This window comes from Desmonostoc vinosum (assembly GCF_059505385.1).
The window spans coordinates 1-13,254 of the sequence record NZ_JCACKM010000175.1; the positions used below are offsets into that span (position 1 = coordinate 1).

12 protein-coding genes are annotated in these 13,254 nt (G+C 39.1%); 7 read left to right on the top strand and 5 right to left on the bottom strand.

Translation table 11 applies throughout. The features are described 5' to 3' along the window. Positions 1 to 229: 229 nt before the first annotated feature. The 4 genes from AC5JMF_RS22990 (at position 230) to AC5JMF_RS23005 (ending at position 5,691) form a co-directional block, all read left to right on the top strand. Entirely contained in the window at positions 230 to 949 is a 720-nt protein-coding gene (locus AC5JMF_RS22990) for a carbonic anhydrase (RefSeq protein ID WP_495798020.1), read from the top strand. A gap of 356 nt (positions 950 to 1,305) precedes the next feature. After that, on the top strand, positions 1,306 to 4,449 hold the full coding sequence (locus AC5JMF_RS22995; protein WP_495798021.1) for a plasmid replication protein, CyRepA1 family: 3,144 nt from the start codon (positions 1,306 to 1,308) through the stop codon (positions 4,447 to 4,449). 229 nt (positions 4,450 to 4,678) lie between these two features. Next, positions 4,679 to 5,365 carry a Uma2 family endonuclease gene (locus tag AC5JMF_RS23000; RefSeq protein WP_495798022.1) on the top strand — a complete coding sequence of 229 codons (687 nt, stop codon included), beginning with the start codon at positions 4,679 to 4,681 and terminating at the stop codon, positions 5,363 to 5,365. Between the two features lie 176 nt (positions 5,366 to 5,541). Then, entirely contained in the window at positions 5,542 to 5,691 is a 150-nt protein-coding gene (locus tag AC5JMF_RS23005) for a hypothetical protein (protein ID WP_495798031.1), read from the top strand. Here AC5JMF_RS23005 and AC5JMF_RS23010 read toward each other — a convergent pair. After that, positions 5,688 to 6,149, bottom strand: coding sequence for a peptidase inhibitor family I36 protein (locus AC5JMF_RS23010; RefSeq protein ID WP_495798023.1), 462 nt, complete (start codon positions 6,147 to 6,149; stop codon positions 5,688 to 5,690). The two genes, AC5JMF_RS23005 and AC5JMF_RS23010, sit on opposite strands and share 4 nt — an antisense overlap. Before the next feature lie 438 nt (positions 6,150 to 6,587). Between AC5JMF_RS23010 and AC5JMF_RS23015 the strand changes: the two genes are divergently transcribed. Further along, positions 6,588 to 7,931 (top strand): adenylosuccinate synthase, encoded by a 1,344-nt coding sequence (locus AC5JMF_RS23015; RefSeq protein ID WP_495798024.1) that lies wholly within the window; start codon positions 6,588 to 6,590, stop codon positions 7,929 to 7,931. 168 nt (positions 7,932 to 8,099) lie between these two features. After that, the gene (rplY, locus tag AC5JMF_RS23020) at positions 8,100 to 8,399 is read left to right on the top strand and encodes a 50S ribosomal protein L25 (protein ID WP_495798025.1); all 300 of its coding nucleotides are present in this window, start codon (positions 8,100 to 8,102) and stop codon (positions 8,397 to 8,399) included. A gap of 328 nt (positions 8,400 to 8,727) precedes the next feature. Here rplY and AC5JMF_RS23025 read toward each other — a convergent pair whose 3' ends face one another. The 3 genes from AC5JMF_RS23025 to AC5JMF_RS23035 form a co-directional block, all read right to left on the bottom strand. Continuing rightward, positions 8,728 to 9,153, bottom strand: coding sequence for a response regulator (locus AC5JMF_RS23025; protein ID WP_495798026.1), 426 nt, complete (start codon positions 9,151 to 9,153; stop codon positions 8,728 to 8,730). A gap of 649 nt (positions 9,154 to 9,802) precedes the next feature. Further along, positions 9,803 to 10,690 (bottom strand): NF038130 family PEP-CTERM protein, encoded by an 888-nt coding sequence (locus AC5JMF_RS23030; protein ID WP_495798027.1) that lies wholly within the window; start codon positions 10,688 to 10,690, stop codon positions 9,803 to 9,805. Between the two features lie 402 nt (positions 10,691 to 11,092). Beyond that, the gene (locus AC5JMF_RS23035; protein ID WP_495798028.1) at positions 11,093 to 11,347 is read right to left on the bottom strand and encodes a hypothetical protein; all 255 of its coding nucleotides are present in this window, start codon (positions 11,345 to 11,347) and stop codon (positions 11,093 to 11,095) included. Between the two features lie 779 nt (positions 11,348 to 12,126). Between AC5JMF_RS23035 and AC5JMF_RS23040 the strand changes: the two genes are divergently transcribed. Then, positions 12,127 to 12,381, top strand: a complete 255-nt coding sequence (locus AC5JMF_RS23040; RefSeq protein ID WP_495798029.1) for a hypothetical protein — start codon at positions 12,127 to 12,129, stop codon at positions 12,379 to 12,381. A 330-nt stretch (positions 12,382 to 12,711) separates the two neighbouring features. On the opposite strand, the gene AC5JMF_RS23045 is transcribed toward AC5JMF_RS23040, so the two are convergent. After that, positions 12,712 to 13,044 (bottom strand): hypothetical protein, encoded by a 333-nt coding sequence (locus tag AC5JMF_RS23045; protein WP_495798030.1) that lies wholly within the window; start codon positions 13,042 to 13,044, stop codon positions 12,712 to 12,714. Between the last annotated feature and the right edge of the window lie 210 nt (positions 13,045 to 13,254).

Below are 13,254 nucleotides of genomic sequence, written 5' to 3' on the forward strand. Positions count from 1 at the left end.
ATAATCAAATTAAATAAAACTCTTGTGGGGTGGGCATCTTGCCCGCCCTAATTAGCAAGTTATATATGGAACAGCTTAAGATCCCGCAGGGTACGACTTCGCTCATTACAAGTTCCCAATTCCCCACATCGAATTTGGAAATAACTGTTAAACCGTGTAAAAAGGTACTCTTGTATCCTGCTTGAGTTTGATATCTTGCTGACAACAGCTTTGTTGTTAGGTAGCATTGATGAGTCGAATTAATGGATTTTTGGGTCGTCGTGAGCTATTAAAATTGGTAGGCGCTGGTATTACAGCTACTATTTTTAGTGAGAGTTTGTGGAGTGAACAACAAAGTGCGATCGCTAATATTAATTCTGCTAACCCTAATCCAATAAACTTCGATCAAGCGTTACAAAACCTACTTGATGGCAATCAAAGATTCATACATAAAAAACGTAAATCTCCTCATCAATCACTGGAACATTTACGATTAGTTGCTAAAGCACAGTATCCTTTTGCAGCTATATTAGGCTGTGCAGATTCAAGAGTTCCTACGGAAATTATTTTCGATCAAGGACTTGGGGATTTATTTGTTGTGCGAGTTGCTGGTAATGTAGCGAGCGACATGGCTATAGGCAGTTTGGAATATTCTACAGCTGTATTGGGTACACAGTTGATTGTAGTGTTGGGTCATAGAAGATGTGGTGCAGTAGCAGAAGCTATCAAAAACGAACTTCTCCCCGGCAGAATTGGTTATATTGTTGAAAACATCAAACCAGCTATAGCAAACATCAACTCACTCACTGGTGATGTAACCGAGAATGCAGTCATAGCCAACATTAAATATCAAGCTGCTAAATTACAGCAAAGCTCGACAATCTTAGCGCGATCGCTCCACGAAGGCAAACTAAAAATTGTTAGTGCTTATTACAATCTTGACACTGGAAAAATTGATATTCTCGTGTGAAAGGAGTGGGGGGATGAGGGGGATGGGGGGGATGAGGGAGATGAGGGAGATGAGGGAGATGAGGGAGAAAATTTCTCCGCGTCCCCAATCCCCAGTCCCCAGTCCCCAATCCCCAGTCCCCAGTCCCCATGACAAAATTACTGATAAATAAAACTTAACAGCGAACAAATATCACAATACAAAAATATTACTTTTACAACTCAGTAGGTAAAATCAGCCAGTAAGATGTTAACCGACGTATTTTAAATAACGAAGTATAAAATATATCAAAAAAATATCATGATTTCTGCGATCAAAAATCATGTGGATGCGTGCTAAATTTTAAGTCCATCGTCCCTCCTTTATTGCCTCACACCATGCATCTGCACTATTTAAACCCCCAACACCTTGAGGAACTAGTCAAGAGCAGTGGTATAGATTTACACTTGACGCAGCTTAATTTCACAACACTCCAAGGCGTCAATGTTTATGAGTACTTGTTAATTTCGGAACTACTACCCCGCACTAATACGGGAATGGTGAAAAGTGGATGGTTGCAACGTTATAACCACATCACCGCAGGTGGTTGGTGGTGTTCTGGGCTAGATCCCCTCAACAATTGGCAAATGATGGAATGGGGATGCTTTAAGCCAAACCAACCCCGACAGAATCAAAAAGGTAAATCAATTAAATATGAGCATCCCCCCAGCACGCCAACGCGGGTGTTTTGTTTACGAGTCTCGCTGCCTGTTTGGGAACAAGTCGCTCAGCGTTATAATTTACCCTTGCCCAACAATATCAGTATCACCGCTGATGGTGAAGCCCAGGGCTTTTGGCAATGGATAATGGAACGCAATATCCCCGTGGTAATTTGTGAGGGTGTGAAGAAAGCGGCGGCACTGTTGACACAAGGTTATGCAGCGATCGCAATTCCTGGAATTACTAGTGGTTATCGAGTTGTTAAAGATGACTTTGGTAAAGTTACCCGGCGTCAGTTGATTCCTGACTTAGCAATTTTTGCAATTACCAAGCGTAGCTTTTATATTTGCTTTGATTTTGAAACTCAACCCAATAAAATTGCAGCTGTTAATAATGCGATCGCTCAACTTGGTTGTTTATTCCAGCAAAAAAATTGCCTGGTAAAAGTGATTGAACTTCCAGGAATTGAGAAAGGTGTTGATGAATTTCTCGTTGCCAAAGGTGCAAGTGCATTCGAGAAAATTTATCGCCAAAGTGTTGATTTAGAAATTTACCTAGCTCAAACTAAACCTCATACCGAATTAACAATTCCTGCTACACTTGTTGTTAATCGTCCCTATTTAGGGGAAATAGCTTTACCCACATCTGGATTAGTCGGAGTTAAATCAGCAAAAGGAACTGGCAAAACCACAGCATTGCAAGCTGTTGTCAAGCAAGCTAAAGGCAGAAACCAGCGTGTTTTACTAATTACTCACAGAATTTTACTAGGACGATATTTGTGTGAAACAGTTGGTATTAAGTGGGGAATGGGGAACTCGGGGCCCCCGCTCCCAGAGGAAGTGGGGATTAGGGGTAATAGGGAATGGGGAATAGGTGAAGAGTCAAAGTTATCTATTAGCAATTATTCTTTATCAGTTACTAAGTCTTTGGGATTATGTATTGATTCGATTTGGAAACTTAATCCTGATGATTGGCAAGGTGCAATCGTAATTTTAGATGAAGTAGAGCAATCTTTATGGCATCTACTCAACAGTAATACCTGTAAACATAAACGAGTCAAAATTTTAAAATTATTCCAGCAACTCATATCCACAGTCTTAACTACTGGAGGATTAATAATTGCTCAAGACGCTGATTTATCAGATGTATCACTAGAATATTTACAAGGATTAGCGGGGATTAAACTAACACCTTGGGTAGTTGTTAATGAGTGGAAACCTCAACAAGGTTGGGATGTGACTTTTTATGATTCTCCTAATCCAACTCCACTGATTCACCAATTAGAATTAGATTTACTGGCAGGACGTAAGTGTTATGTTACTACCGATAGTCGCTCTGGACGTTACAGTTGTGAAACAATTGAAAGTTACCTGAGAGAGCGGTTACAAAAATTGCGATCGCAATATCCTAAAACACTCGTAGTTAGTAGCCAAACTACAAACACACCCGGCCACGCAGCAGTTGATTTTATCGCAGCTATTAATCAAAAAATTCCAGAGTATGACAGCATTTTTGTTACCCCTAGTCTTGGTACAGGAATTAGTATTGACGTGCAACACTTCGACCGAGTTTATGGTATTTTTCAAGGGGTAATTCCTGATTCGGAAGCACGACAAGCATTAGCAAGAGTGCGGGGTGATATACCGCGTGTTGTCTGGTGTGCTAAGCGGGGTATTGGCTTAATTGGTAGTGGTAGTACAAATTATCGCTTGCTGTCTGATTGGTATCAAGAAAATCAGAAAGAAAATTTAGCTTTACTCAGTCCACTACATAAAATAGATGTAGATTTACCTTTAGTTCATGATCCTATTCACTTACGAACTTGGGCGAAGTTATCTGCAAGAGTCAATGCTTCTATTCGCCTCTACCGTCAATCAATGCAAGATGGTTTAATGGCTGATGGACATCGATTACAAATTCGCAGTAATGCTGTTCACAATAATATCATTCGAGATTTACGCCTTGCCTTTTTAGCTACCGATTCTAACGACTTAGATACCCGAAAACGACTAATTTTAGAAATCGTCAAAGTTCAGAAAGATTGGGCACAAACTCGGCAAAAAGCCAAAGAAATTAAGCGCAAAATTAAAGAAATTAAGCAGCAAAATCAACTAAGATTAGCATCCGCTGTAGCTAATGCTAGAGATATTGATTACGTAGAATATGATTTGTTAGTAGCCAAACATTCCTTAACCGATGAGGAACGCAATCAAATCAATAAATACATCATCAGACAAAGATATTGCACAGAAGTTACCCCACTACTGAAATTACAGGATGACAAAGGATATTATTGGCAATTATTAACTCATTATTATCTGACACATGAAAGTGAATATTTTCATGTCAGAGATCAGCAAGAATGGCATCAGCAATTATCTTGGGGGGAAGGAAAAGTTTTTCTCCCAGATTTAGAAACTTATACGCTGAAAGTCGAAGCCATGAGAGCGTTAGGTATATTGCAGTTTCTAGAAGCAGATAGATACTTTACGGAAAACGATGCTGATTTAATCTTATTGAAAAGTATTGCTTGTCAGCATAGTAAACATATCAAAAGAGCGCTAGGGATTAACTTAGGAAGAGAAGAAGAACAAATTTCAGCAATAAAAATACTTAGCCGACTGTTAGATTTGTTGGGCTTAAAGCTGAAGCGGACAAATGGAGTTTTTCAAATTGACAAAGAAACGCTTAATGATGACAGAGAGCAAATATTTACTATTTGGCATCAACGTGATGAGTTAATGTTAGCTAATGCTAAAAATTCGAGGTATCAAAAAGCTGATTGTAACTTCGATTGGAAGTCGTTAGTTATAAAAACATAGGGGTTTAAAATCCATCTCCTACAGATTGCTTATAACGAATCTGGCTCATCCTAGCTTTCCAGCTTTATGTAATGCTTCTATGCACTCGCATAGAAGCTTCTTCGTATACAATGTCAGCATCGATTTCTTCCCGATTGATATGATAATACGTCAGGTTAGATGGCTAATTTGATCAGCAATCTCTAGTAAAATTAATAGTGTCAGTAATTCACCATTAACCTTGAAAATTATGATATCTGCTGACGCAACTGCTCAACTTTTGATAATTCCGCCTTTAGAAAACGGCGACAAACTCACCCGTGCTGAATTTGAGCGTCGCTATCAAGCAATGCCTCATCTAAAAAAAGCAGAATTAATTGAAGGAAATGTTTACATGGCATCGCCCCTGCGGATAAAAAATCATGCCAATCCCCATGCTCGAATTATCACTTGGTTAGGAAACTATTGGGCAGCTACACCAGGGATTGAATTGGGTGACAATGCTACAGTACGTCTTGATTTTGATAATGAACCTCAACCTGATGCACTACTGAGAATTGAAGTTGGAGGACAATCCACTATTAGTCAGGATGGCTATGTGAATGGTGCTACCGAATTAATTGTGGAAATCGCTGCTTCTAGTGTTTCAATAGATTTGCATCAAAAACTCAAAGTATACCGTCGCAATGGAGTACAAGAATATCTAGTATGGCGAGTTGATGACGGTCAATTTGATTGGTTTAGGTTAAATGAAGAGGAGTATATAAAAGTTGAACCCAATAAAGATGGTGTAATATTCTCTCAAATATTTCCGGGATTGTGGTTAGATCAAGCGGCTTTATTAGCGGGAAATTTGGCGAAAGTTTTAGAAGTATTGCAACAAGGTATAGCAAGTCAGGAACATCAAGATTTTGTGCAAATTTTAGCTCAGAAATAGCTGAGGCGATCGCCCAAGCGAGATATTATTGGCAATTATTAACTCATTATTATCTGACACATGAAAGTGAATATTTTCATGTCAGAGATCAGCAAGAATGGCATCAGCAATTATCTTGGGGGGAAGGAAAAGTTTTTCTCCCAGATTTAGAAACTTATACGCTGAAAGTCGAAGCCATGAGAGCGTTAGGTATATTTGCAATCACAATCCTTTCCCGCCGCGCCCACTCAAAGGGAGCGATCGCAGCAGATTTGACATGCGCTGACTCCGGTTTGCGTCTTTCCTTGCAAGCCGCTACAAATACAACTGTCACGGTTGACGGCTAAAGTCTTTGGAGTCGATCCGCCAGGATTTGGCGAAACTCTCCACTGTCAGACTTCGAAGTGTTTGGAGCAATCGGATCAACCACAAGATCAGTTGCAGTTCCTCTCAACTCTCTTTGTATGTATAGGAATAATCTACATGGACTGTTATTACGTATTGAGCGACCAATGTTTACTAATTCGTTATTATCTATGGAATTATCCAGTCTCACTACACATCTTTTCTGAGAACCATCGCGATTAGAGAATAATTCAATATCGTACTTATAAATTGAGCGAACACCCTCAAATTGCTGCTTGCTCCACACACATATCTTGTTTGTTGGACAGGTGGAGCTAGATGTATCCAAATTTATGTCTATTAGTTGTGCGTTAACGACATCGGTTCTACCCCCATTAGGGATTGTTACAATTCCAGCAGTAAGTGCTACAGCAAACCCTAACAGTAATATTTTTTTCATTGGTTATAGAAGAGATATGATTTCGTAGTGACCATGTAATATGCATTAACAATACAGCTTATCAACAGCATAATCAAGGGTTACTACAAAACATCCCACTTTTCACACTTTTCACACTTAACTTAACGACTACTTTTGTAATTAAACATACACTTATTATCTTGTATGTAAAATTACTAGGTTTAATTGCTAACTTTTGCACTTTACTAACTCTATCTACACAAGCAATTCCCCACTGCCCAAACTTCGCCAACAGCTTTTTAATTACAATCCACAAAGCAGTGCAATTCCACAGCCTCGCCATCTGGTGTGTAAACTACTTTACCCCCAATTCCCCAAAAATTCTTAACCAAACCTTATTGTGGGTAGACTTGACACAAAACTCAAAATCTGCTAATAATAGTTGTTTGTGGAAACTTTACCTCTTAATATAAACGCTTGGCTAACGTCATTGTCATAGGTGCCCAGTGGGGCGATGAAGGGAAAGGTAAAATAACAGACTTACTCAGCCGCTCCGCAGACGTTGTGGTACGTTATCAAGGGGGTGTCAATGCTGGACACACCATTGTAGTTAATGGTCAAACCTTTAAACTGCACCTAATTCCCTCTGGTATTTTGTACCCAGATACCGCATGTATCATCGGCTGTGGGACAGTCATCGATCCACAGATTTTGATAGCAGAACTCGATCAACTAGAAAAACTAAATATTTCCACTGACAAACTGCTGATATCTGAGACAGCCCATGTCACGATGCCTTACCATCGCTTGATTGATCAAGCATCGGAAGAGAGACGGGGAACTCATAAGATCGGTACAACAGGTCGAGGTATCGGCCCGACTTACGCCGATAAATCAGAGCGTACAGGTATCAGAGTTTTAGACTTGATTGACCCTGAAGGTCTACGTGAGCAGTTAGAGTGGACGATCAATTATAAAAACGTCATTTTAGAAAAGCTGTACAATTTGCAGCCTTTAGACCCCAAAGCAGTCATTGACGAATATCTGGGGTATGCAGAACGTTTGCGGCCTTACATTATTGATACCTCGCTGAAAATATATGATGCAATTCAGCGGCGGCGTAACATTTTGTTTGAGGGCGCACAAGGCACACTTCTAGATTTAGATCACGGAACCTACCCATATGTCACCTCCTCTAACCCAGTTGCAGGGGGGGCTTGCGTTGGCACAGGGCTAGGGCCGACAATGATTGATCGCGTCATTGGCGTCTCCAAAGCGTACACAACGCGAGTTGGAGAAGGCCCATTCCCCACCGAACTAGACGGAGAACTAGGAGAATTACTGTGCGATCGCGGTGCCGAATTTGGCACAACCACCGGACGCAAACGTCGTTGCGGTTGGTTTGATGCCGTCATCGGTCGCTATGCCGTCCGCATTAACGGCATGGATTGTATGGCACTTACCAAACTAGATGTCCTTGACGAACTAGCGGAAATCAAAGTTTGTGTTGCTTATGAGATTAATGGTGAACGCTGCGAACACTTCCCAACCAGTTCCCGTTTGTTTGCTCGGTGTCGCCCCATCTACAAAACCTTACCAGGCTGGCAAGTATCAACAAGCGACTGCCGTACCTTAGAAGACTTGCCACAGCAAGCACTGGACTATCTAAAATTCCTAGCAGAATTAATGGAAGTCCCGATCGCGATCGTTTCTTTAGGAGCTAGCCGCGATCAAACTATCATCGTAGAAGACCCCATCCACGGCCCCAAACGCGCCCTACTACAAGCCGACGGTACACCCGTTTCTTTACTGAGCGCGTAGTCAGTGCTGAGTGATGAGTACTGAGTGTTGAAGCGCGGTAGCGGGGCGTTGAGCCGCCTACTGAGTACTGAGTGTGTAGTAATGTCATAGTTATTAGTCATTAGCAAATGACAAATGACAAATGACAACTGATAACTGACAACTGATAACTGACAACTGATAACCCCTATGCCTCTTACAGTCGAATCTCAAAAACGGCCTGAAGGAAGTAAGCCAAACGCTCTGCGTCGTTCTGGCTTAATACCCGCCAATCTATACGGTCATAATGTTGCCGAATCAGTTTCTTTGGTAGTTGATGCCAAGGTCGTTGAGCGTCTACTCAAACAAGTTGCTGTCAACAAAACAGAGATTGAACTTAATATTCCAGAAATTGAATGGCGCGGTACAACTGTACTGCGAGAAGTTCAGGTTCATCCAGCAAAGGGTACGCCCTATCATCTGAGCTTTTATGCTACCCCTAAAGACTAATACGATTTAGTGGAATTCACTTGAAAGTTTGTAATATTGCTGATGAAGCCAGGGGTAAAACCCTGGTTTTTTATTGAAACTGGGATAAAAGACCCAATTAATGTCTGCAAGGAAAAATCTTCTTTGTTCTGTACCCTCCATGCTTGGGCTTTGATAGCAACAACAGGGTGTGATGTTCCAAATTATATTGTACTGTCGAGGGTTGGCTGATTTCTTTAACTGTCCGATACCTTGAAAGTACACGACACCATTTTTTAATACACTATTTGATCATCCTGTCAATGCGTAAATCCTAACTTCGTATAGCTACACGAACAATTGGAATTGTTTAAATTATGTGGCGACAAGTAAACTCTTCTTCTATTGTCAGAATCAGATCCGTGAGGTTTACAGGTTTAACAATATAACGCCTTGCACCCAAATCCATTGCTCGTTCTTTGTCTGCTTTGAAAGCAAAGGCTGAAACCACAATAACGGGTATCTTTGATAAATCTGGTTTCTGCTGAATCTGTTTTAGGAGTGAATAACCATCAATATCTGGTAATTTTAAGTCTAAGAGCATTAAATCCGGCTGGAACTTCTCTACAGTTGAAAAAAAAGCAGAGCCACCTGACAAGCTGTGGACATCATATCCGAAATAACTCAGATAATCACTCAAAAACATCCTGTTCACATCGTTGTCTTCAATTAGTAAAATTCGTCTAACCTGTTGTGACTCGAATTGTCGATCTCCAGTAAGTAATTGTGCTGTCATTGCTACCTGTTAAGATCAAATCAAAATTTAGTAATGTATTCTCAGAAACTAAAATAACGCTACACACAAAACTACAAAATAAACAAGAGAAGCGTTTAATGCAATGTAGGCAAATCAAGTAATAAATTAAACTTCTCTACAGTTATATACCTAGTAAACAATATTATCCTAAATCATAAAGTTAAGCAAAAACTAAGCTTTTCTTCATTAAAGTTTTAGAATTCTGAGTGAAATTAACTAGTTTTTTACAAAACTTTTTTTACAAAATCCTGCAAGTAAATACACTTAAGAAATTTTACCAGATCTATGGAGAGCTACTTGCTAAACTCTCAAGAAATATAGGGAGTGGGGGGAGAAAGTTGACGCAGGAACACAGAAACAGAAAGACATGGTAAAGGATTTAGGAATGATATAAATCCTGTATTGTGTCAAGTTCGCATGATCGCTATTATTCAAAACTCTCTGTGTCTCTGCATACTCGCGTCTCCGTGTTAGTACTCTTGAGCAGTTTTCAATTAAACTTGATATTAGCAGGCAATATGCATAAAAAAAAGGAGCTAACTGCTCCCCTGTACCAATGTTGGATTTTGAACTTGAAATTAATACTTATGCTAAGTATTACTGAGTTTACAGTATTGAAACCGTAATTTTAACTAGATGCTTTCTTGAGCTTGCGTTGTGTGGCAAAGATACCAGCAAAACCTAGTAAACCAAGTATTGCTGAAGGTTCTGGCACTGCTGCGGGAGGTACGCCTTGAATAGTGAGTTCATAATTACCGCTGTGAGATATACCATCACTTAATTCAGTTAACCCGGAATTGGTAGCTTGAAAGCCGAATAAGTAGTCTGTTTTACCGTTATAGGTGTATTTAACAATTTCACTAGCTTGTATGACTCTACCAGCCAAAAGTGGTTGGAGACTAGAAGGTACAACAGGTAATAAAAGGCTAGTAGCATTTAAGTGACCTGCTAAACCGATACTGATTAAACCAGTAGTGTCATTTTGGTTGACGTAGGAAATATTGGGGTCACTGAAACGTTGATAGCCTCCATTATTAACAAAAGTATTGAATAAATTGTTAGCAGTTGTGTTTGTCCCAACTAAGCTACCTAAACCATTATTAATTAATGCTTGATTAAACCAATACCGTCCTAAGCTCAGTCCATCTTTGTATGTACTTGTCCAGTCACTTAAAGTAAGGCTGCTTAAGGTGAGAGATTTACCACCAATTTGTCCAGTCAAGGTGGTGTTTTTGGTGAAGTCGAAACCAGGTTGTTCACTGCTAGCTCTTAACTCTACGTTGCCAGTGGGCTGTACAGCATTGCCACCTAATACGCTTTGCACATTTGCCATTGTGGGGTTTTGCACGCGTACGGTTTTATTGCCTTGAACATCATATACATAGTAATCGCTGGCTGCGGTTCCACCAATTGTAGCGCCAGAGAGGGTGCCAGCTTGTGCAGGTGCAGTGGCGATCGCACCTACGCTAATCATCATTGAAGCACCAAGGGCAATTTTTTGAAAAGTAGCTTTCATGTTTTTCCGGTCTCCATCACTTGTAAGTTAATTTTTAAACTGATGCCGCTTCTAGATTTAGGCTGGCTTGACTACAGGATTTGGCTTTTTGGTAATGCAATTAATCACATTAGAGGTAACCAACATCCTTAGCCATGTTTAGTAGCTGAACGTACAAGGCTAGTTTATTCAACAGGGAGACATAATTGGGTAAAGTTCCTATGGTTTATCAATAAAAAGATGACCAATATTTCAAAGTTTTTTATATGTTTAAATACTTGGAATAGCAAAAATATATGTAAAAAATGCTACATTAAAAAAGATTGTAAATATGTGTAAAAATACTGATGAAATACTTCCAACAAAAAAATAAGGGGGTAAATCCCCCACTTTTTCGGATCAAGGACAAGATTTACCATTACTTTATGCAGGCAAATCTTGTAGTCCTATCCACCCAGTAATGGATTTGAGTTGTTTATTTAGATAAACAGTATTGTTTAAGGTTCTTCTTTTCTCAAGGATTGCAGATGATTCTCCTGTAACAGCCTCTACTAACTGATTAGATTTGTTCCAACTAAATACTGGCATTTCTTGCCAACAATTACGGCAAAACCAGTAAGTTTCTGAACCACGTGTGTGTTGTAAAAGTATATTAGAGCAGCAAGGACAGTAATACATATTTTTTCAATACCTGCCGATAAAAGTGTTATTTACAAATCAAAGTAGCTAGATAAATAGCCTCTTTTTACTGAAAACTAACTGGTTATATTTTGAATATAGTTTCTAAATGTGAGGAACTTGTGAAGAAAATTAAAACAAGCATGATCATATAGTATTTATACATATTTACTGAGTAATGACTTCCGATATTATTGAGCTATGTAGATGCAACAACGTTAATCGCTTCGCTCAAATTTAAAATGAAGCTCCATGGTTTAAGCCGTAGGCTTGAAGCAAGCCCATCGGATTTTTCGCGCTGTGCGTCTCGCAATAAATCTTTTGTGTATGAGACATAAATCAAGTAATTATGTCCATATATAAACAAAGACAAAAATTTCAATTTTTAAACATAAAATCTAGATAAAAGATGGATTTTAAGAGTGTATAGCACCCAGACATTAAGCATCAATATTAAATTTCCAGCTTGGAAATATAAGAATTTCCTAGACTATAGTCCTCTTAAAATTAAATTCAGATAGCAATCCTATCTGATTTGTGAAAATTCGCGGTCTCCAGATACCCGATTTCTCAAAGAAGTCGGGTATCTTAGTTTTCACGTTGCTATAGATAAAAATATATTCAGACATAATTCACAGAATTATGTCTAAGCAATCAATCTCAAAGACTTGAATTAATAGATTCAATTTGAAAATATCAAAATTAGGGCTAGATGAAGTCTAGTCTAATCTTACTTTTGATTCAAAGTACATTTTCTCTAGAGTAAAGGGGTAAGCCTAATGGCTAATATCAAAATAACAGAGTTATATCCTGCTGGATATGATCTATTTGTTGATTCCGAAAGTTTTCTGAATGAACTCGCCACTCAGGAAATGGGAACTATCGGAGGTGGTTTTTTTGGTAGTTTTAGTGGCGGTTTCTCTGGTAGTTTGTCTGGTGGCTGGTCTGGTGGTGGTGGTTCCTCTCACAGCGGTGGCGGATATTCGTCTAAATTTGGCGGCGGTCATTCTTCCAAGTTTGGCTCTTGGTTTTAAGAAAATGATATAAAAAGCTATTAGCTAAAAGCTAATAGCTTTGTTAATTAATTAACTGGAGGAGTCTTCAAAGTTACTCTTCCAGCTTTTTCTTAGGATACAAGGATTTTGGTATTAGGTTTCGCTGCGCTTAACCTAACCTACAATTTTTTTGCCGCATTTAAGGCTAGACACGCCACTATATTTTGGATATTTTTTTATCTGGAGACCACTAATTTTAGGCTAATCTTGAAACCCTTGTGGGATAAAAGGCATTTTTAATTCACATCCGACGTAAATGACAAATTAGCAACTTAGATATATTTTAGCTTATAAGCAATTAAGCTTGTTTCAATACGATTTGGAATGATATTGAAGGGAAGCTCGCTGAAACATAATTGCTGCAAAATTAGTGAGCAAACAAGTGATTGCAAGCCACAATAAAATATAAGTGGGAGCCATCACTACACCAATAATAAACCAGGTATAAACATGCAATATCATTACGGAAGCGAAAATAGTAGCGATCGCAGCAGATGGCCAAACTTGATATGATGGACGGCGAAATACTGTCAAGATAATTGTCAATAAAGTCGCAAGCAAGTTTGCTGGTACAAGAAATGCACAAATGCTCACACAGTTGGTGCGAGAGAACTCAGTTAAGATGTTGAAGAAATCAAGCATTAATTTTTGGGATAGTGTCAGCAATATATAACAACTTATTTTAACTGAATTCTAAATAACTAAACTTAAGTTAGCACATGGGTGAGTAATGCCATGATTTATGTAACATATTTTAAATTCCTTAATTTAGTGATGGTGGGCATCACTAAATGAAATAATTCGTAATTCGTAATGACGCGACGCTCCTCTGTCGCTCTAAGCGAAGCTATG